The organism is Cytobacillus sp., assembly GCF_032154635.1.
Lineage (GTDB): Bacteria > Bacillota > Bacilli > Bacillales > Cytobacillaceae > Cytobacillus.
Genome location: NZ_JALDXW010000012.1, coordinates 91652 through 117262 on the forward strand (window position 1 = coordinate 91652; position 25611 = coordinate 117262).

Sequence of the window (25611 nt, forward strand, 5' to 3'; positions counted from 1 at the left end):
TTGAAAAATATCTACGAAATCAGCTACTTTATCTACGAATTTTCAGATATATCGATGATTCGACAAAAATCAATTTTGTTTTACCGTTTCCTTCGCTTCTACCTTTGCTGCTTCAAATTTCTCATACTTAAATGTTCTTTCAAGACGCTGGATGCTTTGGCGTGGAACATACTGGCCGTATCCAGCTTGCCCTACGACGCCTTTTCCATCTTCATATACAACATTGCCTCGGATAATTGTTTGGACTGGCTTACCTTTTAATTTCATCCCGTGAAGCGGATTATATTTTGCCATTGATTCTGTTTTCTGTTCATCGATTACGTACTCTTTATCAAGATCAATCACAGTGAAATCGGCATCGCTACCAATTTCCATTGAACCTTTTTTCGGGTAAATGCCATAGTGGATAGCCGCATTTCTGCTCGTCACCTCAACAAAACGCGAAAGAGATAAACGTCCTTTATTTAATCCCTCACTCACAAGAATCGGCACCATTGTTTCCACGCCAGGTATGCCTGGGAACGTATTCCAAATCGTTGCACCTGGAAAATCCTTTTCCGTAGCAATTTCGTATGGGGCATGATCGGTTCCCACAAAATCGATAGTTCCGTCTGCTAAGGCTTGCCAGTGTGCTTCGTTATCCTCTTTTCCGCGTAATGGCGGGGCAATTTTTGCAAAAGAACCACGCTCAGACATTGAATCCTTTGCGTTTAGCACTAAATAGTGCGGACATGTCTCAGCCGTTACTTTTACTCCGCGTTTTTTCGCTGCTTTAACAAGCTCTGCTCCTTCCTTAGTCGTCATATGCACAACATGAACACGTGCATCTGTCGCTTCGGCAAAACTAATGATTAATTCAATTGCCACCTTTTCTGCAAGAGTTGAGCGTGCTTCTGCCCATGCTGGTCCATCAAAGCGGCCCTCTTTTTCTAGTTTCTTAGAATTAAATGTGCAAATATCATAGTTTTCAGCATGCACACCAATTGGCAAGCCTGTTTTTGACACAGCCTTAAAAATCTCCAGCATTTCCGCATCTGAAACGCGAGGGAAAGTTGGGACTGACGGTGTCATATATACCTTAAATGCCACGACCCCTTCTTCAATTTGCGGGTAAATATTATCGAGCCAGCCTTCACGTGCATCCTCTCCAGTCATTCCGCCCCAAAAACAATAGTCTACATAGGCTTGGTCACGAATCGGTCCAATTTTCTTCTGAAAACTTTCCCCATCCCGGACAGAAGGCTTGCTGCAGCATGGCATATCAATAATCGTAGTCAATCCACCAGCAATAGCCGAACGGCTTCCTGTTGCAAACGTTTCCCGATGGGTAAAGCCAGGATCCATGAAATGCGTATGCGGATCGATACATCCAGGAACAACGAGTTTTCCTTCAATATCTATCACTTTTTCTGCATTTAGAAAGCTTATGTCGTTTGAATAACCAATAATTTTTCCATCATTCACGAGAATATTTGTTAATACTTGACGATCCCCTTGTGGGATATTTGCATTTTTCAAAATTAAATCCATATAATGACCTCCATCAATTAAAATAATTTGCTACTTAGAATCGTCAAATGACCTCCATTGAATGATCATTTTTCAATTGTTCAAGCTGCTCACTCTTACTACTATTAATTTCTTTATAATTAAATACCAGATTTAATAAAATTGCGGTTAAACTTCCGATAACAATACCGTTTTCAACAAGTAAGCGGACACTCTCTGGAAGATTTCCAAAAATAGCTGGGACAACGGCTGAACCGAGTCCGATTCCAATCGAGCATGCAACAATGAGCAGGTTTTCATTTTTACTGAAATCGACAGTGGAAAGCATGCGAATGCCTGATGATATAACCATACCGAACATCGGAATCATCGCTCCTCCCAATACAGCCATTGGAATAATCGTTGTTAAAGCAGCCACTTTTGGCAATAGTCCCAGAATCATTAGAATGACACCTGCAGCAATAACTACGTTTCTAGTTTTTACCTTTGTAAGTGCAACAAGGCCAACGTTTTGTGAAAATGATGTATACGGAAATGAATTAAATATTCCTCCGATTACAACCGCAAGCCCTTCTGCTCTCAGCCCTTTTTTTATATCCTTTGAATCAAGTTTTCTTTCACATACATCCCCTAAAGCTAGAAACACTCCGGTTGATTCAATCATGCTCACAATAGCAACAAGGGTCATCGTAAGAATGGCTGATGCATTAAAGGTAGGAAATCCGAAATAAAAAGGTTGAACCAAATGAAACCAAGAAGCGTTTGCGACCTCTGCAAAACTGACAATACCCATAAAATAGGCAACAACCGTTCCAGCAATCAATGAAAGCAGTACGGAGATTGCACGCATATATCCTTTAAAAAAACGATTCATGATAATAATCAAAATAAGCGTCAATGTGGCTAAAAACAAATTTTCTAAGCTTCCAAAACTAGGGTCTCCTTGGCCACCTGCCGCATTATTCATTGCAACAGGAATTAAAGACACACCTATAATTGCAACAACAGACCCTGTTACAATTGGCGGGAAAAACCTCATAATTTTACTCATAAACTGGGATAAGATCATTACGATAATTCCTGAAGCAATGATCGCACCATAAATAGCTGTGATCCCCTGCATGTTTCCAATCGCAATCATTGGCCCAACTGCAGTAAAAGTACATCCTAATATGACAGGCAATTTTATCCCAAAATGTTTCCCGCCTATTACTTGCAGTAAGGTCGCAATCCCACAAGTAAAAAGATCAATTGATATTAGATAAGCAAGCTGCTCGGCGTTTAGTCCGATCGCAGGACCTACGATTAACGGTACGATTACAGCACCTGCATACATAGCCAGTACATGCTGGAATCCTAATGTACCCACTTTCCAAGTATTTAGCTTTTCCAAAGACATTCCCCCTGGTTTTTTCTTTGTTAAGCTTTTCTATGAAGACCAAACACACGTATCACCTTTCACCTCCCGATGCGGAATAAAAGTATATATAAAAAAACCGCAGCAATAGAGCTCATCCATGAAACAGAATGGTCTATTGCTGCGGTTTCAATTAACTTTCGATCAACAAAAGCTATAGTAACCGCTTTCAATATGGGATTAAAGATAAATGCGCGCTGCACATTAATCTCTAAGTCGCTCTTTCTCTTACATATATTCAGCAAAATATATAATAGTACACGCTTCTTCTGTAAAAGGGTCATAATCTTTTAAGATCGTTTTTACTTTTAAACCTAGTGTACTTTCAATCTGTCCCTTAAATAATGATTTAAATTCAACAATCAATGCTGAATCAACCGAAATAGTAAGGTGCTGAAAGTTCTTGCTAAGCATTCGCAATGCCTGCACACGTTTATGCTGGGCGAAAATAATAACACGGTCATCAAATGTTTCAATCCGCTGCTTTTTCACACCCACTCCATAGATTTCTTGGTTTACTCGATTGTACAAAAAAGCAAGATCCTTTTTAAAGGTATGCTGGAAATGTATTGAAATAGTAGACATATTTGCCCCCTGTCCATCACTATATTGAATTAATCCACTTTTCATACCAATAGAGTTATCGGAAATGTAGCATTACATCAAAAGAAACTAAATACTAGGAATGATCAATCTAGCAGCTTACAACCTATTCTATCTAATTGCACGTAGGAAAAATGTCAAACGTTGTCACTAAAAACTCATTTCCGTTCGATGTTTTCTTACAATTTCCACCATAATTATTCTAGAATCATTTATTTTACGTAAGGAGGAGAAAGATGAAAGAACGACAATTCACTGTAAATGGCTCCCTCTATTCTGTGTCATGTCATCCAGCGAAAACATTATTGGACGTACTGCGTGAGGATTTGGATATGACAGCAAGTAAAGAATGCTGTGGGAAGGGTGAGTGTGGATCATGCTCTGTTTTACTGAATGGAGAAGTTGTATGCTCATGTCTAGTGCTCTTTGGCCAGGTTGAAAATGAAGAAATTACAACCTGTGAAGGGATTGGTTTAACTGAGAATATGGACATCATCCAAGAGTCGTTTGTTGAAGAAGGTGCAACTCAGTGCGGTTACTGTACGCCCGGAATCATTGTCGCATCAAAGGCTTTCCTAAAGAATATTGATCATGTACCAACAGTTGATGAAATAAAAATGGCTCTTGGAGGAAATCTCTGCCGCTGTACAGGCTATACAAAAATTATTCAAGCGATCCAAACGGCTGCCAAAAAACAAAAGCAAGAAAAAGGGACTTTACCTGTCTAATGAAAGTTGCAGCCATTCTTCTTGCTGCTGGACAATCCACTCGAATGGGCCGTCTGAAGGGTCTCCTCCCTTGGCATGGGAAAACATTATTCGAGCATCAGCTTCATGTATTAGAAACTTCTAATCTCTCACAAATTATTGTTGTTACTGGCTTCGAATCAAGACACTTTCTGCAAATAGCGGCAAATTACTCTGTGACAGCCATTAGGAACACGAATTATTTAAATGGAAAATGCGCTTCTATTTTGACTGGACTTCAGATTATCGACAAGGAATCAGAAGCAATATTAATTACAGCAGTTGATCAGCCGACAAATCCAATAATCATTACTAAACTTATAGAGGCACTTGGAAAGAATAACGCCTTCATTTCAGTCCCTGTTAACGGCGGAAAACGAGGGCACCCTGTTCTATTTTCTGCAAAAATCATGGAAGATTTACATTCCATCAGTGAAGAAACAAAGGGGCTCCGCAATCTATTTCAAAAATATCATACAAAAGTAATCGAAGTTCCTATTCATAATTCACTAATAAATCTTAATATCAACACGCCAACGGACTATCAAAATGCATTGGATTTGTACAATGCTAAACAATAAAAACGAAAAAGATAAAGCTGTCTAGCGCCAGCACCCTGAGCGCTCTTCCGCTTTTCTATTAAGGAGGGACAAAAATGCTAGTTTCTGAAATAGATATCATCACACCGCAAACAGTAAATGATTGCTTGCTCATTCTATCAAGTCATGAAACCGAACACCGACTAATTGCTGGCGGCACAGACGCAGTTGTGCGGATGAAGGAAGGAAAATGGCGTCCTTCAACTTGGATTAACATTAAGAGATTAAAGGAATTGCGTTATATTAAAGAAAAAAATGGAACGATCCATATTGGTCCTTTAACAACCCATACAGATATTATCCACTCTCCCCTTTTACAGAAAAAAGCAAATGTACTTGTTGAGGCAGCTCGTGAAGTTGGAGCAGTACAAATGCAAAATATGGGGACGATTGGCGGGAATATTGGTACTGCTTCCCCTGCAGGAGATACGATTCCGGCTCTGTATGTACTGGATGCAACGATCGAGCTTCAATCACTGAATACCAAGAGGCTCATACCAATCAATCAATTTTTTATCGGTCCGGGCCGAACGATAATGAAGCAAAATGAAATGATCACAAACATTATTATCCAGCCACAAGCTGAAAACGAAGTCGGGATATTCCAAAAACTAGGGCCACGTAAAGCGCAATCGATTTCAATTGTAAACGTTGCGATTATGCTCAGCATGGCTAAGGACCGCAAGTGCTTAGAAGGAAAAATTGCCTTTGGCTCAGTTGCGCCGACTATTGTCCGCGCAAAAAAATGTGAAGCACTCTTACCCTTAAGTCCCCTAACAGATGACATCATTGAAAATATTGCAAAGGTTGCATGGAAAGAAGTTATGCCGATAACCGATGGGAGAGCTACGGCTGAATACCGGCGTGACATGGCAAGTGCACTGCTTAAAAGAGGTCTTTATCGGTTAATGAAGAGGTGGGAAAATAAATGAAACAATCATTGAATTGGGTAGGAAAACGAGTCAAACGAATTGACGGTCCAGAAAAGGTAACAGGTGAATTAAAATATATGACGGATTATCATTTTGAAAATATGGCATGGGGCAAAGTGCTTCGAGCGAAGTACCCTTTTGCTAAAATCCATTCAATCCATACTGAAAAAGCCCGTCAGCTACCTGGAGTCATTTGCGTTCTCACGCATGAAGACATTCCCGGATTTAATGGCTTTGGCATCGTTGTTCCCGATCAGCCTGTCCTTGCTTCTGATATTGTCAGGTGCACTGGTGACGCTGTAGCATTAGTTGCCGCAGAGACACAAGAAATTGCAGAACAAGCACTTAGACTCATCGAAGTTGAATATGAGCCGCTAGAAGCTGTTACAGATGCAGAACAGGCAATGGCTGAAACAGCGCCAAAACTCCATCCTGACGGCAATATTCATAGCCATGTGAAAATTAAAAATGGAGACACGGAAAAGGCATTTAAAGAAGCAGATATCATCATTGAAAACACATTTTATTCTCCTAGGCAAATGCATGCCTTCATTGAAACAGAAGGCGGATGGGGTGTGATGGATGAGGAAGGATTGATTACAATCCGTTGCCCTGGCCAATATGCATACCGTGATCGAATGCAAATTGCACGTGCACTCGCTTATAATCCAGAGCGTATAAGAGTCATTTCCAGTCCAATCGGTGGTGCTTTTGGCGGGAAGGATGAAATAACTGTTCAAATATACCTCGCTCTTCTTGCAATGAATACGAATGGACGTCCAGTGAAAATCCACTTAAGCCGAGAAGAATCCGTTATTGCGGGCATCAAAAGGCATCCATTCAAAGTACAAATGAGAACGGCTGCCAAAAATGATGGGACCCTGCTTGCCAACGAAGTTAGAGCTGTTGCTGATACAGGTGCATATGCTTCTCTTGGTGGCGCTGTGATTGCTCTTGCTATCGAACATTCCTGCGGCCCGTATAAAATTCCAAATGTCAATCTTGAAGGTTTTTGTGTATACACAAACAACGGCATCTCTGGAGCATTTAGAGGATTTGGCGTCAATCAAGTCTGCATAGGAATTGAAACCCATTTAGATATGATTGCTGAGGAGCTCCAAATGGACCCGATTGATATTCGCAAAAAAAATGTATACCACCAAGGAGAACATTCAAGCTTGGGGCATGTCGTAAAAACAAGTGTCGGCACTTATAAAACGCTAGAGGTCGCAGAACACTGTGACCTCTGGAAAAATCGCAGCCAATACAAACAAGAAGCTAGTGAGCCTTGGAAAAAAAGAGGTGTTGCCCTAGCAACCTCCTTCCATGGAATCGGCATGGGAATTGGGCTGCCAGACTATGGTTCTGCCACTATTGAACTTTTAGCAGATGGAACATTTTTAGTTGCAGTTGGATGTGAAGAAATTGGCGGCGGAAATGGTACTGCATATGCACAGGTTGCTGCTGAAATACTAAATTGTGATATTAGTAGAATCAAAATTGTTCAGGGAGACACTGCCAAAACACTCGATGGCGGGACCGTGACTGCCTCCCGCTCGACTTATACAGGAGGAAGAGCCGTTGCAGCTGCCGCACCAAATATGATCAAGCTTCTCACAAGTGCCGTTGCTGATATCCTCCAAGTTCCTTTATCCGATGTCATCGTACAGCGTGGGTGCTTAACTGCAAAAGAAGAATATGTCACATACGAAGAAATTTATGAATACCTTTTTAACCGCCATAAACCAACCAAAGTAGAAGGCCATTTCCTCCTTCCAAAGGAAAAAGCAGAAATTAAAGGTTCAGGTGGTGCTCCCCACCACTTGTACGGCTATTTAACTCATGTGGTAATGGTCGAAGTTGATACATTAACTGGTGAAACGGAAGTTCTTCGAGTGGTCTCTATCCCTGATGCTGGAATAGTGATAAATCCTCAAGGATTAGAAGGCCAAGCTGAAGGCGGTGCAGTCATGGGGATTGGCTACACACTATATGAGGACGTAATCATCGAGGATGGCTTCCATAAGACTAGAAACTTTACTGATTATATCATTCCTACAATCCGAGAAACTCCAGTAATAGAAACCTTCCCTGTCGAGGATGAGGAACAAACGGGGCCATTCGGTGCAAAAGGAATTGGAGAAGTAGTGATGATTCCAATCATTCCTGCAATTATGTCTGCTATATATGATGCAACTGGAGCAAGAATTTATCAACTGCCAGCAACTCCTGAAAGAATTTTCAATGCACTAAAAAACGAAAAAAAACAAAATGCTCTACATGCAAGGTGATAGAAATGATGAATGACAGCTTATTCCAGAAACTTTCTGAATCAATAAAAGAGCGCAAAGAAGTCTTTTTACTTACGATTACTGATTGTGACATGCGCGAGATTAATGGACTTAAAGCACTTTTACTGCCAACGGGGGAATTCTATACCGATTTCCCCTGCCCTCCTTCTTTACAGCAAATGATCATGAATCATGCTGAAAAACTGTTTAGAAGAAAACGCTCGGCAACATTTTCTTTTTCATGGAACGGATCACCGGTTGAATGTTTTGCAGAATATTTTCCGGTTTCGATCCATTTAATTGTTGCAGGTGCTGGACATGTTTCTGAACCAGTAACCTTGATCGGGAAAACACTTGGATTCTATGTAACCGTTATAGACGATCGAAAAGAATTTGCTAACAGGGCACGATTCCCTCATGTTGATGAAGTTATCTGTCAGTCCTTTATGCATTTTTTCCAAAAGGCAGAGTTAACGGCGCAAACCTATATACTCCTTTTGACAAGAGGACATAAATATGATGTTTTAAGCTTGCAGGAACTGCTAAAAAGAAAAGAGCAACCTGCCTACATTGGAATGATTGGGAGCAGACGACGAATTTCCGGTGTCTTTGAACAATTAAAGGGTGACTTTCCTAATGAAAGCTTTGACAAGTTATTTACCCCAGTCGGGCTTGATATTGGTGCCCAAACACCAGAAGAAATCGCTATAAGCATTATGGCAGAAATATTGATGATAAAAAATCAAGCGTCAGGTGCATCGTTAAGCTTGATGATCAGCAAATATACAAAATTGGGCTTTCGTGAGGGGGCAATCAAATGGAACAGCTACATTTAATCAAACGGACAATCGAGATTAAGTCTAATGGTGAGGATGCAGCAGTAGCAACAATTATCCGTACGAAAGGCTCGACTCCCCGAAAAACTGGCAGCAAGATGATTATTTTTCCAACTGGAAGAATTGAAGGGACAATCGGTGGCGGCTGTGGAGAAGCGGAAGTGATTGAGAAGGCGCTCAAGGTCATACAATCAAATAATCCCATTAAACATATCGTTGATCTGACAAAAGGACTTTACTACGAGGATGGAGGAATTTGCGGGGGAATTATGGAATTATATATAGAAAAAGTATAAGAAAGAGGGAAATGCTATTGAAGCTCACAATTGAATCTCTAAAAAGAAGAATTACTGTCGCTGCAAAAAGAGCTCCCGCTGATGTAGTTATCAAAAATGCAAAGATCGTCAATGTTTTTACTAGAGAAATTTTAGAAAATGATATTGCAATCGTAGATGGTTTTTTTGCTGGAATTGGCCAGTTTGAAGGACACGAAACGATCGATGCAGGTGGAAAATACATCATCCCAGGTTTTATTGATGGTCATGTGCATATTGAATCAGCGATGGTTACCCCGGCCGAATTTGCTAATGTTGTCCTCCCGCATGGCGTAACAACAATCATTGCTGATCCACATGAAATTGCTAATGTAAGTGGAACAAAGGGCATTGAATACATGCTGGATGCATCAGAAAATATCCCGCTAGAAGTTTTAATAAAGCTGCCATCCTGTGTTCCTGCAACTCCTTTCGAAAACGCAGGTGCCTCACTTGAATATACAAATCTCGCACCTTTTTATAGCCATCCTCGAGTGATCGGACTAGGAGAAGTAATGGATTACCCCTCTGTTATGCAGAATGATGAAAGCATGCTCCATAAGCTGATTGATGCCCATTCAAAAGACAAACATATTGATGGTCATGCTTCTGGTTTAGATAGAGATGAGATTAATGTTTATATGGCTGCCGGCATTCGAACGGACCATGAATGTGTAACAGCTGATGAAGCATTGGCTCGCCTTCGAAAGGGGATGTACGTCATGCTCCGAGAAGGATCTGCTGCTAAAGACTTAATCACCCTCTTAAAAGCTGTGAATGAATACAACGCTAGACGTTGCTTATTCGTAACCGATGACAAGCATTTGGATGAATTGATTGATCAAGGAAGTATCGATTACAATATTAAACTAGCAATTAATGAAGGGCTAGACCCCATTCTGGCTATTCAAATGGCCACATTAAATGCGGCAGAATGCTTTGGCCTAAAAACAAAAGGGGCCATCGCTCCCGGATATGAAGCTGACTTTATGATAGTAAAAGATCTTCATTTAATTGAAATTGATCAAGTTTATAAATCTGGTAAGCTCGTTGCTCAAAACGGAAAAGTTATAAATCCTTGGGTTTCAAAAATAGTCCCCCCCTCTTCAATCATTGATAGTGTGAACATAAAACCGCTATCAAGTGAACAGCTTCAAATCGAAATTGCTAATGGAAGACAGGCAAACATAATAGAAATCGTGCCAAATATGATTGTAACAAAGCATCTTGTTGAGGAGGTCGATTCTCATAAAGGACTGTTCCAATATAATCTTGAAAAAGATTTGTTAAAAATCGCTGTACTTGAGAGGCACAAAATGACTGGCAATATCGGTCTAGGAATTATTAAAGGACTTGGCATTAAAAATGGGGCCATTGCTTCTACAGTTGCTCATGATTCACATAACATTGTCGCTGCCGGTTCGTCTGATGAGGATCTTTTAGAAGCAATTGCTCACACCTCAGAAATGAAAGGCGGATTAGTTGTTGTTCAAAATGGGGAACTTCTTTCCTCCCTTCCGCTACCAATCGCAGGTCTTATGTCTACTATGCGGTCAATCGAAATTTATGATCGATTGAAGGAAATAAATCAGGCATTAATAAAAATCGGCTGTACTTTTGAATTTAATCCGTTTATCACTCTCTCCTTTTTAGCTTTACCAGTGATACCCGAACTTAAGATAACGGATCTTGGGTTATTTGATGTAAAAACATTTAGTCATATTCATGTCGAAATATGAACATTGATAGACTAATTAATAACTATAAAAAAGCTAGGGCTCCATTTAATTAGTCCCTAGCTTCTTATCTTACTTCTTCGTCACTTGCCCTTCTTTTAAAGAAAGTGCCGTCCAAGCGGAATCATCCGCGAAAAACCTTGACCAGCTAGCAACACCGGCAAGGTCATATTTCATTGCCAAGTCAGCACGTTTACTTAAAGACAACTCATCTTCCAGCCAAATCTTATACGTTGTTTGTTCAGCTTCAGAGTAAAGCTCCGCATAGTTCTGCCCGCTTTTTTCATCATATACAGGAGTTAATCCATTTTCCGTCAGCCACTCTTGTACTTTGCTCATTGAAAGCGCTTTTGAGGAAACCTCCCCATTGTCTTTTACTGACCAAAGTCTTGCATAAAGCGGAACACCCAATATAAGGTGGTCATTCGGAACGATTTCCAATAGCTTCTGTAAGTTAGTCTCTACCCACGGAAGACTGGCTACACTTCCAGCAACCGGTGATGATCCCCAATGCTCATCATAAGCCATAACAATCATATAGTCTACGAGACTTGCAAGTTTTTCTCTTTCATAAAAAGCAGACCAATTTCCACTTGCAATAAATGTAACATCCATCGAAACAATTAGACCTGCTTCATGAAAATACGGAACAGCTTCACGAACAAATTGTGTAATAAGCGGCCCATCATCTGGATTTACATTTTCAATATCGAGATTAATTCCGTTTAAATGATAAATTTGACTGAAGTGAAGAAGCTGTCTAATCATCTTCTGTCTTGTTTCAAAATCTTTAAAGGCTTCGTGCGTTAGCTTCGGATCAAACGCGTTAGAAAACAACCCCCATACCTGATAACCCTGCTTCATAGCCCAAGTTGAAAAATCAAGGGAACCTAGATTTTTTATCGCCCCATTGCTGTCACCTAATTCAAACCATGTTGGTGAAATGACGTTGACACCTGGCATTTTTGGCATCTTTGCCGGATCCGGATTCTTTGTATATACTGCCTCCCAAGTAAGATGTATCGGTCCAGAAATTTTAGGTGCATTTATTTCTTCTTTTTCATGTGGGATAGAAACCTTTTCAATGAGATCCTCACGTACAACAAAATCTTTTTTCAAATACCCAGCGATTCCATTTTCTTTTCTAACAAAATAGTAATCTTCCTTTTCCTTTTCGATAAATAGTTTATCATTTTGCACTGTTTCTACAGTATAAGGAGATTGTAAATTAGCATCTGTTCGTAAGCGGAGCTTCTCCTCGTTGGTCTTCTTATCTGTCACCCGCCCATGAACGATTTCTTCTCCATCTTTTTTCAGCCAAATAGCATTTGTGTCCGGCAAGATTGAATATTCGATGGGATAATAGGCTAATAAAGGTTCAAGAGCGATGTACTTTTCCCCGTTGCTTACTTTAAATATGGAAAAGTGTAATTCAACAGGTTCTTCATTCACATAATAAGTCAGTGATTCAGAAGGCATTTGTATCACCTTATCTTTCGTTGTCAAAATAATCGAGTTAGATTTTTCATCAAAGATAAGGGAGTCATCTATATATTCTTTTAGGAAAGTATACGGCATATATACGCTTCCGCTCTCAACGATTGCATTTCCAGCCTGTGCCCCTTCGAACAAAATTGGGTTTTCCCCTTGGAAATAAGCTTTTCTCTCAGTAGATGCAAATGGATACAGCAATAAAATAACACTTGAAATAATTAATAAAAATGCAATCAATAGTCCAGCAATGATCCAGCCCATCGAATGTGATTTTTGTTTATGATATTCAACACGAGCCATTGTATACTTCCTCCTTAAAACTATCGTAACGAAAAATGCTGGAATTTGGAAGGCATATGAGTAGATTTTCCCTTTAAAGATAACGATAATGGAAATAGAAAAGTTTCATATTGAGCAATATTGCTCAATAATAATATCATTCTTGGTTATTTCATTACGTTTGTACATAGTATTTTATATTTTCCTCATGGTACAATATAGGCACCTGACATAAAGTTTGAAGGAGAGTTTGCATGGTAACAAACGGAATAATTATTGTATTAGCTTATTTACTCGGGTCTATCCCCTCTGGTTTAATTATTGGGAAAGTTTTCCATGGAGTGGATATACGTGAGCATGGCAGCGGAAATTTAGGTGGGACAAACTCTTTTCGAGTACTAGGAAAAAAAGCTGGCTTGGTTGTTACAATTGCGGATATTTTAAAAGGAACCATTGCCGTATTACTTCCGCTTTTCCTTGGTACAGAGGATATGCATAGGCTAATACCAGGCGTTTTCGCAGTGATCGGTCATATGTACCCAATCTTTGCAGGTTTCAAGGGCGGAAAAGCAGTAGCTACATCAGGTGGAGTTCTGCTAGGATATGCATTTCCTATGTTTATCATTATGTTAATTGTCTTTTTTGCTTGTTTATATTTTACAAAATACGTATCTTTATCATCTATGCTTGCTGCAATTGTTGCAGTCATTTACTCCTTGATTGTTTGGGATCCTCCCCTTATTATAGTAGTCCTGATCATGTCCACTTTTGTTATTTATAGGCACCGGGCGAATATTAAACGGATTATCAACAAAACTGAGCCAAAAGTAAAATGGTTGTAGATGTTTTACATTCTAAAACAGCAGATTCTTCTGCTGTTTTTTTCTATTGCCTCTATTCCTGGATTCACTTTTTTACAAAATTGTGATTGTTTTGTCGTTCGAATTAATAGTTATTATTGTTCGTTATTGATAACTTTATGATTTTTAGTATAATATAGTCAGAAAGTCTTCTTTCTTCTTTTTTTCATTCCTTACATAAAAAATATTACATTACTGAACATAATTTGATTTTTTTCGTCATAGTTTAGATTAAGAAAAAAATTCTTGTCAGTTGGCTGTTTTTGCTTTTATAAGAAATAATCATAGTAAGGATGATTAATTATGAAAGAATTAAACAAACGAATCCTTGAGGAAGAAAATAATTTAAGGCTTGATTCAAATGATGAACTCAGTACATCTATTTATCCGCAATATTTAGAGAATATTCATGCACTGGCAGCTGGGATTGCTCATGAAATTAGGAACCCATTAACATCTGTAAAGGGCTTTCTTCAGCTGCTAAGACCTTATTTAATTGAAAGTGGCAAAGAAAAATATGTAGATATCGCAATTGACGAATTAAATAGAGCAAATAATCTCATCTTTGAATATTTAAATGCTGCGAAACCGCAAATGAATAAAAAAGAGGAAATTTTTTTACAAAAAATCATTCATGAGATTACCTTATTATATGAAAGTGAAGCATTGTTTCATAACATTCTTCTGAATATCCAGCTACCAGATCAAATTCCTTCCATTTTTGCAGATGGAATGCAATTAAAACAAGTATTCATTAATCTCATAAAAAACGCTATTGATGCAATTACAGTAAACAGTGAAAAGATTCCTGGGAAAATTGATATCTTAGTAGAAGTAGAGGATGTATCAGCCGTCTGCATATATATAACGGACAATGGCTGTGGAATGACAAATGAAACATTAAACAATCTGTTTACCCCATTTTATACGACAAAGAATACCGGAACTGGTATTGGGCTCCATATATGCAAGAAAATTATTGAAGAACATTCAGGTCAAATATTTATAAGGAGCATACTCGGAAAAGGTTCAACCTTTAAGATTATCCTCCCCACCCACAATAGATTATAGTTTTTATGAAATAGGCGGCCCCTAATGGCTGCCGTTTTTTATTTACAGGCTTAATGACAAGGGGACTGATCTAGAATCTAATCCCCCAAAAATAAATTCACTTTATACTGCTGGATATAAACATTGAGGCATCTTGATTCATAAAAATACGATTCCCATGAAAGAATGTCTTAATTTCAATTGATTTAAATCCAACTTCGGATAATCTTTTTTTCAAATCTTCATGTGAAAAACCGTTATGAACTTTTGGATGATTTATTTTTTCGTTTTTGTCAAAATCAATAATAATTAGCTTCCCTCCATCATTCAAAATATTGAACATCGCTTGTAAAATATTTCCGGTATCAGCAATATGAAGAAGGACGAGTGACATTAAAACTACGTCTGCCTTAAGTTCAGGAGTTTCTTGAGTAAAATCTGAATAAAGGATTTTTGTATTGGTCTTTCCCATACGAGAAATTTTAGCTTTCGCAACATCCAACATTTGTTTTGATGAATCTATCAACAAAATAGAATCTACTAAATCTGAGATTTCCAAACTAATTAGACCAGTACCAGCCCCATAGTCTATTAAAGATTTTTCTTTACTATTTCGTAATTCTCGTCTTACTTCCTTAACTATAACTTTGGCTAATTCTATTCTTTCAGCCGTATCATATCTTTTTGCCATCTGTTCAAAAACACTATTTTCCATCCTTCACTCCCCTATTTTATTAAATATAAATTTACTTTTTTCAAACTCACTTTTTAAGATTGACATAATATGTAAAGACTCAAAGTCATTTCCATTTTTTATACATTCCCTCAATGTGCCTTCAATCACAAATCCTTGTTTTTGGTATAGATTAAAGGCACGCAAGTTGTTTACTTTTACATCTAACCATAGACGATTAGCATTTTGTTTCGAAAATGCCCATTCTTTAATAAGCCTGAATGATTCCTTCCCATAACCCTTTCCCTTATCCCTAATAGTAATCCTTACAAGCTCAATGCTTAAGTTAGGATTTTCTAATCCAGCAATAATAATATAGCCTACGGGATAGTTTCCGTTCCTATCTTCTATAATCAAGTGTAATATATCAATATTTTCGATTGCCTTTTTATGCTTTTCTTTAGACCATGGGATGATAAATTTTGCATTTTCATCATCCGATTCTAGGCTACAAATAAAATCTAAATCCTTTATTTCTGTATTTCTAAGTGATATTATGCCAGATTGTACTTTCAAGATAACCCCTCCTCTGAAGAATACTGCTTTAAAAGTTCTTCACATAAATGAATCCTTCAACGATTGTTATTTTTAAGATTATCATATTATGAGAGAGAACTATTCCCAATTTTATATTATAGTAAACGTAAACATCTATACAAGGAGTACACAATGAAAAAGAGGCTATCATTTTTATTTTCTGTTTTATTCTGTGTGGCATTAATTACTTTATCCTCCTTACTCATTATAAATATGTATAAAGAATCAAAGAAAAATGGGTTTGTCCTCCTACCCATTCAATCTCATGAGCAAAGAAAAACATTTGTTGAAGCAAAATTATACAGCAAAACGATTACTCTTGGTGCAGTCGGCGATATTCTTATACATGATTGGATTTACAATGATGCAAAAACAGCTGATGGTTACGATTTCACTCCCATGTTTCAGCACATAAAACAAACCCTTCAGCAGCCAGATCTTCTACTAGCCAACCAGGAAACGATTCTAGGCGGGAAGGAAATTGGGATATCCAGCTATCCTTTATTTAATAGCCCTCAAGAGGTTGGAGATGCACTAAAAGATGCAGGCGTAGATATCGTCTCAACGGCTAATAATCATTCCTTAGATAAAGGCGAAAAAGGTCTCGTTGCATCTATTCATTACTTAGATGCAATAGGCTTGCCGCAAGTGGGCACATCTAAGAATGCAAGTGAAAAACAGCAACTACAAATTTTGAACGCTAGTGGGATTCGAGTTGCTTATTTATCCTACACATATGGTACGAATGGCATTCCTGTTCCTAAGGGAAAGGAATATCTTGTTAATTTAATTGATCGAAAAGCTATGAAGGAAGAAATAACCCGTGCCAAACAAAAAGCAGATGTCATCGTAATGAGCATTCATTGGGGTAATGAGTATCAGCGTTTTCCAAGTACAGAACAGAAAGAATTGGCTCAGTTCCTTGCTGAAGAAGGTGTTGATATTATTTTCGGTCACCACCCGCATGTGCTGCAGCCGATGGAATGGAAGAAAGCTTCGAATGGACACCAAACACTAGTAATCTACTCCCTAGGAAACCTCATTTCAGGACAAAATAATAATTATAAAGATATCGGAGGAATGGCAACGATTGAGGTGACAAAGACCGTTGATATAGATGGTGTAAAAGTATCTTTAAATGACCCTGCCTTTTACCCAACATATGTTTCAAAAATTGACTATATACGGAATTACCGTGTCGTGCCTCTTCAGGACGCAGGCAAATTCGGTTTGGAAAATGCCAAAACTATTTATGGAGAAATTCAACAGCATATGTTAGGTAATTTATCCCTTATGAATTGAGCCTAAATTGATAAAATGTTACATAACTTTCGAAAATTCAAAAATAGTACCTCTTACCTATAGATTATAATTAAGTAAGGTATAAATGTTTCATATAGGTGTTAGGGGGGAAATTCAATTGTCATTAAAAACGAAATTAATCGTCGGGGTATTTTCGACAATGGTGCTAATTTTAGCGGTAAGTTCGGGGTTTAATTATCTTTCCGTTTCTCTATTCTCAAAGAATGGAAAGGAGTTAACTAGCGGCTTAGCTGCAGATGCCATGCGGGATGTAAATGGATTTGCTGAGCATTATGCAGGTACTTTGACCTACCATGAGACAGAAAATGTGAAAGCATCCATAAATGAGGTCATTTCAAGAGCAAAAAGTGATTTAGCTACCGTTTCAAGTTTTGATGAAGTTTATTCTAGCAATCCTGCAGCCTTAACCTCATTATTTGAAAAAATTGCCGTACAAAATGAGTTAATCATTAATATGTACTTGGGAACAGAAGCAAAAAATTTTACGATTTATCCAACCGACTACCCTTTGCCTTCTGATTTTGATCCAACGACAAGGCAATGGTACACTCCAGCGAAGACTGGTAAAAAAGGACAATTTATTATAACAGATGCTTATCTGGATGCTGGAACAAATAATTATCTGGTCACTGTTAGCTTACCTTTGTATAAAGACGATAAATTATATGGCGTACTAGGTGTAGACTTATCCCTTGAAAAGCTTACAGCATCGATTGCTAAAAGAAAAGTTGGTAATACGGGCTATGTTATTTTAACTGACAAAGGAGGTTCTCTTCTCGCCTATAAGGATAAAGAGCTTGTGTTGAAAAATGAGAATATTTCCTCCTTACCTATTTTCAAAGAGAGAAACGATAAAAATATATATTTAGACATAGAGCAAGTGACCTATGTTAGTGATAAAGACGAAGAAACAGGATGGGAGATTTTTTCTGTTATTTCTCAGGAGGAAATCAAGTCCTTCTCTAATCAAATTTCCCAAAATATGAGCAAGCGAATTGTGGATGCTGACAAGAATTTGCTATCAATTTTTAATAATTTATTATCAGCACAAGTCATCATCGTTCTTATCCTTTTCGCCATTTCAATAACGGTCAGCATCTTTTTCGCCAAATATTTTATTAATCCAATAAAGAAGCTTTCTGATTTTTTAAAAGGTGTTGCTAATGGAGATTTAACAAGGAAGATGGATGTTAAGTCAAAAGATGAAATCAGTTCTTTATTTTTTTCAGTTAATCACATGATTGACAGTTTAAGAAGTATGGCAAATAAAATGAATAGCTTAATTCTTGAGGTAGAAAAAGATTCGAAAATATTAAACGATCAAGCAGGGGTATCAACACAAGTGACAACGATTGTTAGCTCTGCAATGGATGAAGTTGCAAGCGGCTCTGAACATCTAACCGCCGATATGGTAAATATATCTTCACATGTCGAAAATAATGATATTGCCGTACGCACGATGTCAAAACGAATAAGTAAAATAGTAGAACATGCTCAAGAAACGAAAACTGTAACAGCTGAAGGTCAAACAGCAACTGAAAACATGAGAAATAAAATGAACCGTATCGTTGCCCAATCGATTGATTCAACCACGATTATGAAAAAACTGGATCAAAAACTTCAAACGATAAATGATATTACGACATTTATTCAGGAGATTGCAGAGCAAACCAATTTACTTTCACTAAATGCAGCGATTGAAGCAGCAAGAGCAGGAGAACATGGCCAGGGGTTTGCAGTGGTTGCACAGGAAGTCAAAAAGCTCGCTGAGCAAAGCAGTGATTCTGTAGGAAAAATTTCAGCGTTAATTACAGAAATCCAAGAGGATTCTTCAAAGGCATTTAAAAATATTGATCTTGGAAGGGAATCAGCAGTCCAAGGCGCAGAAATGGTGAAGAATACAGCGAATAGTTATGACAAAATGATCCATTTTATTGAACACCTTACAAAGGAAATTGAAGAAATAGCAGGCGTAAGTGCCCTCCTTTCATCAAGCAGTCATTCGATTTCTAGCTCGGTTGATAATGTCATTGCCATATCTGAGCGAACCTCAGCAGGAGTGGAAGAAGTAACAAGGATGACGAAGGAACAGCAGCAATATGTTCATGAGGTAAAGAGCATTTCCGAGAACTTACATAAGCTAACCTTTGAACTAAGAGAATTGATCAAACATTTTAAAACCATCTAACTAAAAAATGTCTCAAAAAAGAGCAAGAGTAAACGGTCTTGCTCTTTCTCTAATTCACACATTCTTCTATTAATAAATGCTAGAATAGGAAAATTGAGGTTAAAAGTGGTAAAATAACTTGATAGCTTATGAAAGGGTGAACACAATGATGATATCCGCGAGACAAAAAATGATTTTGCCCTATTTTCAGCTTTTTTTATTTGTTATCATTATTGTCATTGTTCAATATAAGCAGTTCACTGTCGCTTTTGCCCTCCTGTTAACATGTATTCTATATTTAGCCATTTTTGCAAAACAAAAACGTGTGTTTTTATGGATGCTAGCAGCCTATATCGTTGGCTACTTACTATTCCTTTTTGGCGATCGTCTCATAGACAGTCTCCCTTACCATGTGAACATCTTAATGGTTCTTAGTCGTTGCTTAATGTTATGCCCTATCCTTTTCATGTTTTATGTTGCAAGGAAGTTTGGAGAAACGCCAATTCTGTATTGGTCATGGCCTGATTGGCAAGCAAAAATATCATTCCCCTTTATTTGGCGTGGTTTTCACTCTATTTCAATAAAGAGATTTTTGCTCATTGCAATTAGTATAAATATGGTGATTTTCATACCCTTTATCTTAAAAGCAAGTCTTAGCTTTAGCCTCCCTTTCCTGCTATTCCTATTTTCCTTTTCCCTAATTAATGGGATATTGGAAGAAATATTGTGGAGAGGAATGATACTAACAAGTATGGTCAATCTTGCAGGCGAAAAAGCAGGTCTGCTTTTTTCAGGAATAGGATTCGGTCTATCACACTTAATTTTAGGCTATTCACTTCCAGCTTGTCTCGGTTTTGCAATTGGCGGCTTCTTCTATGCTGGCATAACCATCCGATCAGGCAGTATTTTTCCTGCAATGATTTGGCATATTGGATTTAATTATCTTATGATTATGAGTGGGCTGATTCCATTTATTAATTAAGGGTATATTAAAATGCAATGTTTTTTCAAACAGGAACTGCAAATAAGTGAATCAGCCAATAAGGAAAATGAAAACAAGTTTTTAAAGGAGGAGCTTATAAATGAAAATAGTTATTAATGACCAAGCTGCTAACTGGTATAAAGAGGAAATGGGACTTCATACAGGAGACTATGTACGCTTTTTTGCTCGGTATGGCGGTCATAGTACTGTTCAGCAAGGGTTTTCGTTAGGTATTTCAAATGAAGAGCCGCTTGATGCTGGCACAGCAACAACAAAAGATGGCATTACATACTATATTGAGCAGAAAGATATGTGGTATTTCGATAGCCATAATCTCTATGTTGAATTTAATGAAAAAGCGAAAGAGCCGGAATATAAATATGAAAAATAAAAACAAAAGAGTTACAGATATGTTCTGCTAACTCTTTTTTCCTTCCCAAATATGATCATCAAGTCCTTCTGCCTCTAAAATCTTCGCTTGATGTTCTCCTATTAAATCGAAATGAGAATAGCCATCTTTCCGCTTATGTATCCAATCAGGCTGTAAATGATGTTTCTTTCCCCATTCAATCAGCCTTTTCATATCGTTGCAGCCAACTTTGGTCACTGTTTTATATCCTGGAAAGCGGTCATCTAGCCAATAATGAGTTAAAAAGGCTATTTCGCCTTTATCAATTTTTTTCTTCCATTCTTGTATATCTTTTTTCTTTAAACCAAATGCCAAAACTAGCACCACCATTCATAAAAAAGCAGAGATAAGGAGCAAAAACTTCTTTTCCGCTTCCGCTCCAAAATTAATTCGCTTCTACTGGTTGTTTCTTTGCTTTTTCATACGCCTCATGCCACGCAGGATATTTTTTCCTAATTGAAAGCGGACGGAAGGAGTCCTTTTTCACACATACATGTTTTGTAAGACCAGTAACAGCTAATTCTCCCTCCTCATTAAAAATTTCATACCCATAATTAACGCGTAAGCCATCATACTCATCAATCCATGTTTTTACAATCGCCTTTTGTCCATAAAGGAGCGGTTTTTTATAGGATGCTTGGATATCCAGTACTGGTGATAAGATACCGTCCTTCTCCAATTCAGCATAATTAAATCCTAAATCTTTAATTAGCTGTGTGCGTCCTAACTCCATCCAGATAAGGTAATTCGCATGATAAACAACACCCATTTGATCTGTTTCCGCATATCTGACTTCAATTTCTCTTGTTGAAACGAACATCCCTATTCCCCTTTCCCTATTCTGGAAAATGCTGTTTCAAAATCTACCTTTTCTAGGTAATTCACATTTTCCAATGTATTACTTTCCTTTTCTTTTGTCATTAATCTTAAAGCCTGCGACTGAATAGCCTCATCCGTTACATTTGTAGCAAACCTGCCATTTCCATTTATCGTTATCTCGCCTAATATTTTCTTTAAATAAACCTGTGCTTCTGAACTTATATGATATTGAAAGTGCAAGGCATAATTTATGATAATTTGCAGCAGTTCTTCATTAGAATAGTCACTAAAATGAAAAAACTTCTTAAACCTTGATTTTAACCCTGGATTACTCTTCAGCAATTCATCCATTTCCTTAGGATAACCTGCTAAAATAACGACTAAATTTTCATTATGTTTTGTCATTTCATCAACTAGCGTGTTAACCACTTCCTTGCCGAAATCTCCTTGCGAAGAAGACAACAATGAATAAGCCTCGTCAATAAAAAGAACCCCGCCAAGCGCTTCCCGAATCATTTTTTTCGTTTTTATTGCTGTTTGCCCGACATAGCCAGCAACAAAATCCGCTCGGCTTGTTACGACTAAATGTCCCCTCTTCAACATCCCACATTCCTTCAAGAGTTCAGCAAAAATTTTAGCAACTGTTGTCTTTCCAGTTCCAGGGTTCCCAGTAAATACAGAATGAAGCTGGATTGGAACGACTGGCAATCCCTTTTCTCGTCTCATTTGCTGCATTTGGACGAAAGAAATCAGGATTCTCACTTCATTTTTTATTGATTCCAGTCCAATTAATTTTTCTAGCTGTTCTCGTGGATTCGAAATCTTTTCTTGCTCGTTTTTTTCAAAATCCTCTTTTTCAAGAAGTGTATACGTCAAAATATGCTTGTCCTTTGAAAATTGTGAACCCTTTTTAAAAATGGCTCCCAAGACTACATCTTGAACTGTCCGTGCATTGCCAAATGTTTCATCTACTCGTTCCTTATCAAGTCTATTTTCAAGTTCTAGCTTTGCTTCATCTGTCATCACATAATCATTATCTTTTGCAAGTTTCTCAGCAATCCCGATAAGCTCAGCATTCGAATAATCAGGAAGCTGGATATGGTTTGATTGTGGGAAACGGCTCCTTAGACCAGGATTAGCGTCCAAAAATTGTCTCATCTCATCCGGATATCCAGCCAAGATTACCGCAAACTTCCCGCCATATTCTGGTCCAGTCATTAATGAAACAAGAGTATCTATTGCCGTCTGCCCATAATCATTTCCTGTTTGTCCATCTCTTTTGAGACTGTATGCTTCATCGATAAATAGGACGCCACCAAGCGATTTTTCGACTATCGCACGTACATTTTCCTCTGTTTGACCAACAAATGAGCCAACAAGTTGTGAACGGTCTGTTTCTACTACATCTTCCCGAGGAAGAACACCGAGCTCATGATAAATTTTAGCTAGCAACCGGGCGATCGTCGTTTTCCCCGTTCCTGGATTTCCGGTTAAGACCATGTGTAAACTCATTTCGTCCTTTACTTGAAATCCAAGTGCCTTTCTTTCCTTTTGATAGGAAAGGAAGCGATAATAATCATTTACTCTCTTTTTTACATGGACAAGTCCAATCATTCCTTCTAACTCTTCAAGAGGGGTTATTTCTACTACTGTATCTTCTTTTTCTTCACAGAAAATGGTAGCCCACTCTTTTTTTAAATCTTCAATTCGATCTAAGTGTTTCTTCATATCACTATAATAAGTCGATGTATAGAATACACCTGCTATCGATTGATCATATTCTTCTGATGCTTTTAGGAGCAATGCTGTTTCTTCAATGACCTCTTCCAATAGAAGAATCATTTTTTCATGCACTGTCTGCAAGATGAAATCCTTTCTTTTTTGGGCATTTTCCTTCCCACTTTGTAAGTGATCTCTTTCTGCATCCGCATGATCAAGGAATTGTTGGCAAATGAGCAAAAATTGTTCTGATGTTTTTTTCTTTGCTTGCCTATTATCTGTTTCTCTTAATGGCGGAAAAACAAGTGCTTCAAGTACTCCAGCCTTTTTTCTCCATTCAAATTGTGCCAATAACTCTGCTGCTCTTTCATTATCTTCATTTAATTGTTTAGCCTTCTTAAGCCAAGCCAAGCTTAAAGAATCCTGCTTATATTTATTTATCCTTGATAGAGAGGCAATTGTTAATAATTCAGAAGCAAGTGCAGAATCTGCATTTTCATCCAAGGATTTAATGGCAGATAATAATTCTGCTTCATTTTCTATGTACTTATTTTGACTTAATTCCTGTTCCCATCGCTGCCATTTCTCCATAATTAATTGCTGCTGTGTTTGTTTTTTCATGTTCTCACACTTCTTCTTATCAATTTCCATACTTATCATATCATATTTAACTACATCCTTTATAGGAAAAGACCTGTCCATCTGGAACAGGTCTTTTCTTATACCATTGTTATTGGTTATATCCATTCTGACGCGCCTGGGATTCGTCCTGAATTTCAGAGCGCATCGTATCAATACTTTCCTTCCTGCGCTCGTTTTTTGCTTCAATTCTAGCTCGATCCTCAGCATTTGAAAATTCTAATGTTTCTTCAGCTTCATTTATATTTTCAATTGTATTTTCTACCATCGTTTGTAACTTTTCGACATTATCACTGCGATCATCTGGTTTTGGTTTATTATTATACGCCATACTCCTATTCCTCCTAAAATTGTTGTAGTCATACGAATATAGTTTGTGAAGTAAGCGTAAAAATATCATCGGAAAAAAGTGGTTGTTCTCATAAGAAAAACACTACCATTTGTATGTAATGTCACTTGCACAACGATTATCCATTTCATATAAAAGCCACCGTAAATTACAGTGGCTTTTGAATTGTTATTCACCTTTGGTTTGCATTACTTGTGGCACTCCACCTGTATTGCTCTGCATTTTTTTGCCTTTATTGCCTCCAAATCCACGAGGCTGAGTACCAATATGGTTTGGAACAAAATGCTCATAATTTCTTTTATTTGATTTGCTCTTACTCATAAATATCCCCCCTCAATATTAATAATATTTCCGCTAGAGGGGGGTTTCATTTCTTGTAAAATTTGTTATTCCGCTTTATTTAATCGCTTTTGTTCCAATCGCGCTTCAATTCTTTCCATAGCGGCTTGATCTTTTAAAATTTGTCGTTTATTTTCTAAAACAAGATCGGCGAATGAACGTTTTCTCGGTTTTCTCATCAGTTATTTCACCTTCCTTTAATTCTATATTAGCAGTTATTATTCACAAAAACCTTTGTAATTATTACAACTTTTTGAAAATTTATTTGTTTATTGAAAATATGAAAACATCAGCGATATGCTGATGCTTAGGTCATAATCCAGAATATTCTTTCATCAAATCGATTGTCATTACACTTAAGTGCTTATGGCGAATTATACCTCCCTCATCAATAAAAAAAGTGGTTGGAATGGTCAGGATTTTGTACATCGAGCTTACTTTGTCTTTCTCATCTAATAAGATAGGAAAATGAACATCCATTTTCTTTGCAAAACCTGCAACATCAGCCTTAGGATCAATATTAACGGCAAGAATAACGACGTCATTTTTAGATAACTGGTAGAATTTTTGCATATCCGGCATTTCTTTTTTACAAGGAGGACACCATGTTGCCCAAAAGTTCAACATAATCCTCTTGCCTTTGAAATCGGAGAGCTTGACTGTTTCACCTGTTAAATTCTTTAATTCAAAGTCTGGTGCCTTTAACCCTACCTCTAAACCAGGGAGATTATTTACCTGAATAGATTCGACTTCTTTCTCTTCCTTTGCATTCTTTTCCATTGCCTGAACAATTGCGACTGTCATTAAGCCGCATAAAAAAACGATTGCAAGTACTTTTTTTATCATGCTGTTCCACACCTTTTTTAAGCTATATATCGTTATTGTAACCTAGAGATATATAAAAAATAAGGTGTTTTCCCATGGAATAA

Annotated in this window: 26 protein-coding genes; 13 read left to right on the plus strand and 13 right to left on the minus strand. The window is 37.6% G+C overall.

Annotation, left to right across the window (positions count from 1 at the left end; genetic code table 11):
- Positions 1-69 precede the first annotated feature (69 nt).
- The 3 genes from RUH74_RS10795 to RUH74_RS10805 form a co-directional block, all read right to left on the minus strand.
- Positions 70-1530, minus strand: coding sequence for a dihydroorotase (locus tag RUH74_RS10795; protein ID WP_313800306.1), 1461 nt, complete (start codon positions 1528-1530; stop codon positions 70-72).
- A gap of 43 nt (positions 1531-1573) precedes the next feature.
- Positions 1574-2902: a nucleobase:cation symporter-2 family protein gene (locus RUH74_RS10800; protein WP_313800307.1), complete on the minus strand. Its 1329-nt coding sequence runs from the start codon at positions 2900-2902 to the stop codon at positions 1574-1576.
- A gap of 252 nt (positions 2903-3154) precedes the next feature.
- Entirely contained in the window at positions 3155-3511 is a 357-nt protein-coding gene (locus RUH74_RS10805) for a Na-translocating system protein MpsC family protein (protein ID WP_313800308.1), read from the minus strand.
- A gap of 254 nt (positions 3512-3765) precedes the next feature.
- Between RUH74_RS10805 and RUH74_RS10810 the strand changes: the two genes are divergently transcribed.
- The 7 genes from RUH74_RS10810 to ade all read left to right on the plus strand — a co-directional run bounded on the left by RUH74_RS10810 (position 3766) and on the right by ade (position 10986).
- The gene (locus tag RUH74_RS10810) at positions 3766-4257 is read left to right on the plus strand and encodes a (2Fe-2S)-binding protein (RefSeq protein WP_313800309.1); all 492 of its coding nucleotides are present in this window, start codon (positions 3766-3768) and stop codon (positions 4255-4257) included.
- Positions 4257-4856, plus strand: coding sequence for a nucleotidyltransferase family protein (locus RUH74_RS10815; RefSeq protein ID WP_313800310.1), 600 nt, complete (start codon positions 4257-4259; stop codon positions 4854-4856). The genes RUH74_RS10810 and RUH74_RS10815 overlap by 1 nt, the downstream gene beginning before the upstream one ends.
- Positions 4857-4930: 74 nt before the next feature.
- Complete coding sequence (locus RUH74_RS10820) at positions 4931-5806, plus strand: FAD binding domain-containing protein (RefSeq protein ID WP_313800311.1); 876 nt, start codon at positions 4931-4933, stop codon at positions 5804-5806.
- Positions 5803-8097, plus strand: a complete 2295-nt coding sequence (locus RUH74_RS10825) for a xanthine dehydrogenase family protein molybdopterin-binding subunit (RefSeq protein WP_313800312.1) — start codon at positions 5803-5805, stop codon at positions 8095-8097. The genes RUH74_RS10820 and RUH74_RS10825 overlap by 4 nt, the downstream gene beginning before the upstream one ends.
- Before the next feature lie 5 nt (positions 8098-8102).
- Positions 8103-8933, plus strand: a complete 831-nt coding sequence (locus RUH74_RS10830; protein ID WP_313800313.1) for an XdhC family protein — start codon at positions 8103-8105, stop codon at positions 8931-8933.
- On the plus strand, positions 8915-9229 hold the full coding sequence (locus RUH74_RS10835) for an XdhC family protein (protein WP_313800314.1): 315 nt from the start codon (positions 8915-8917) through the stop codon (positions 9227-9229). The genes RUH74_RS10830 and RUH74_RS10835 overlap by 19 nt, the downstream gene beginning before the upstream one ends.
- 11 nt (positions 9230-9240) lie before the next feature.
- Entirely contained in the window at positions 9241-10986 is a 1746-nt protein-coding gene (gene ade, locus RUH74_RS10840; RefSeq protein WP_313800315.1) for an adenine deaminase, read from the plus strand.
- Positions 10987-11055: 69 nt separating this feature from the next.
- Here ade and RUH74_RS10845 read toward each other — a convergent pair whose 3' ends face one another.
- The gene (locus RUH74_RS10845; RefSeq protein ID WP_313800316.1) at positions 11056-12777 is read right to left on the minus strand and encodes a glycosyl hydrolase family 18 protein; all 1722 of its coding nucleotides are present in this window, start codon (positions 12775-12777) and stop codon (positions 11056-11058) included.
- 233 nt (positions 12778-13010) lie between these two features.
- Here RUH74_RS10845 and plsY point away from each other — a divergent pair, with 233 nt between their 5' ends.
- Both plsY and RUH74_RS10855 read left to right on the plus strand, forming a co-directional pair.
- On the plus strand, positions 13011-13598 hold the full coding sequence (gene plsY / locus RUH74_RS10850; RefSeq protein ID WP_313800317.1) for a glycerol-3-phosphate 1-O-acyltransferase PlsY: 588 nt from the start codon (positions 13011-13013) through the stop codon (positions 13596-13598).
- A 321-nt stretch (positions 13599-13919) separates the two neighbouring features.
- On the plus strand, positions 13920-14687 hold the full coding sequence (locus tag RUH74_RS10855; protein ID WP_313800318.1) for an ATP-binding protein: 768 nt from the start codon (positions 13920-13922) through the stop codon (positions 14685-14687).
- A 97-nt stretch (positions 14688-14784) separates the two neighbouring features.
- On the opposite strand, the gene RUH74_RS10860 is transcribed toward RUH74_RS10855, so the two are convergent.
- Both RUH74_RS10860 and RUH74_RS10865 read right to left on the minus strand, forming a co-directional pair.
- Positions 14785-15381, minus strand: a complete 597-nt coding sequence (locus RUH74_RS10860; RefSeq protein WP_313800319.1) for a class I SAM-dependent DNA methyltransferase — start codon at positions 15379-15381, stop codon at positions 14785-14787.
- 3 nt (positions 15382-15384) lie between these two features.
- Entirely contained in the window at positions 15385-15915 is a 531-nt protein-coding gene (locus RUH74_RS10865) for a GNAT family N-acetyltransferase (RefSeq protein WP_313800320.1), read from the minus strand.
- A gap of 153 nt (positions 15916-16068) precedes the next feature.
- Between RUH74_RS10865 and RUH74_RS10870 the strand changes: the two genes are divergently transcribed.
- The 4 genes from RUH74_RS10870 to RUH74_RS10885 all read left to right on the plus strand — a co-directional run bounded on the left by RUH74_RS10870 (position 16069) and on the right by RUH74_RS10885 (position 20799).
- Complete coding sequence (locus RUH74_RS10870) at positions 16069-17238, plus strand: CapA family protein (RefSeq protein ID WP_313800321.1); 1170 nt, start codon at positions 16069-16071, stop codon at positions 17236-17238.
- Positions 17239-17356: 118 nt separating this feature from the next.
- Positions 17357-19447 (plus strand): methyl-accepting chemotaxis protein, encoded by a 2091-nt coding sequence (locus tag RUH74_RS10875; protein ID WP_313800322.1) that lies wholly within the window; start codon positions 17357-17359, stop codon positions 19445-19447.
- Positions 19448-19592: 145 nt separating this feature from the next.
- On the plus strand, positions 19593-20408 hold the full coding sequence (locus RUH74_RS10880; protein WP_313800323.1) for a CPBP family intramembrane glutamic endopeptidase: 816 nt from the start codon (positions 19593-19595) through the stop codon (positions 20406-20408).
- A gap of 100 nt (positions 20409-20508) precedes the next feature.
- Entirely contained in the window at positions 20509-20799 is a 291-nt protein-coding gene (locus tag RUH74_RS10885) for a HesB/YadR/YfhF family protein (RefSeq protein ID WP_313800324.1), read from the plus strand.
- 27 nt (positions 20800-20826) lie between these two features.
- Here the strand turns inward: RUH74_RS10885 and RUH74_RS10890 are convergent, their stop codons facing one another.
- The 7 genes from RUH74_RS10890 to RUH74_RS10920 form a co-directional block, all read right to left on the minus strand.
- Positions 20827-21132, minus strand: a complete 306-nt coding sequence (locus RUH74_RS10890; RefSeq protein WP_313800325.1) for a hypothetical protein — start codon at positions 21130-21132, stop codon at positions 20827-20829.
- Positions 21133-21202: 70 nt separating this feature from the next.
- Positions 21203-21637: an acyl-CoA thioesterase gene (locus tag RUH74_RS10895; protein ID WP_313800326.1), complete on the minus strand. Its 435-nt coding sequence runs from the start codon at positions 21635-21637 to the stop codon at positions 21203-21205.
- Positions 21638-21639: 2 nt separating this feature from the next.
- Positions 21640-23976, minus strand: coding sequence for an AAA family ATPase (locus RUH74_RS10900; protein WP_313800327.1), 2337 nt, complete (start codon positions 23974-23976; stop codon positions 21640-21642).
- Positions 23977-24085: 109 nt separating this feature from the next.
- Positions 24086-24325, minus strand: coding sequence for a small acid-soluble spore protein Tlp (gene tlp / locus RUH74_RS10905; protein ID WP_313800328.1), 240 nt, complete (start codon positions 24323-24325; stop codon positions 24086-24088).
- 186 nt (positions 24326-24511) lie between these two features.
- Positions 24512-24664 carry an acid-soluble spore protein N gene (locus RUH74_RS10910; protein WP_313800329.1) on the minus strand — a complete coding sequence of 51 codons (153 nt, stop codon included), beginning with the start codon at positions 24662-24664 and terminating at the stop codon, positions 24512-24514.
- A 65-nt stretch (positions 24665-24729) separates the two neighbouring features.
- Positions 24730-24861 carry an FbpB family small basic protein gene (locus RUH74_RS10915; protein WP_313800330.1) on the minus strand — a complete coding sequence of 44 codons (132 nt, stop codon included), beginning with the start codon at positions 24859-24861 and terminating at the stop codon, positions 24730-24732.
- A 133-nt stretch (positions 24862-24994) separates the two neighbouring features.
- Entirely contained in the window at positions 24995-25528 is a 534-nt protein-coding gene (locus RUH74_RS10920; RefSeq protein ID WP_313800331.1) for a peroxiredoxin family protein, read from the minus strand.
- Positions 25529-25611: the final 83 nt, after the last annotated feature.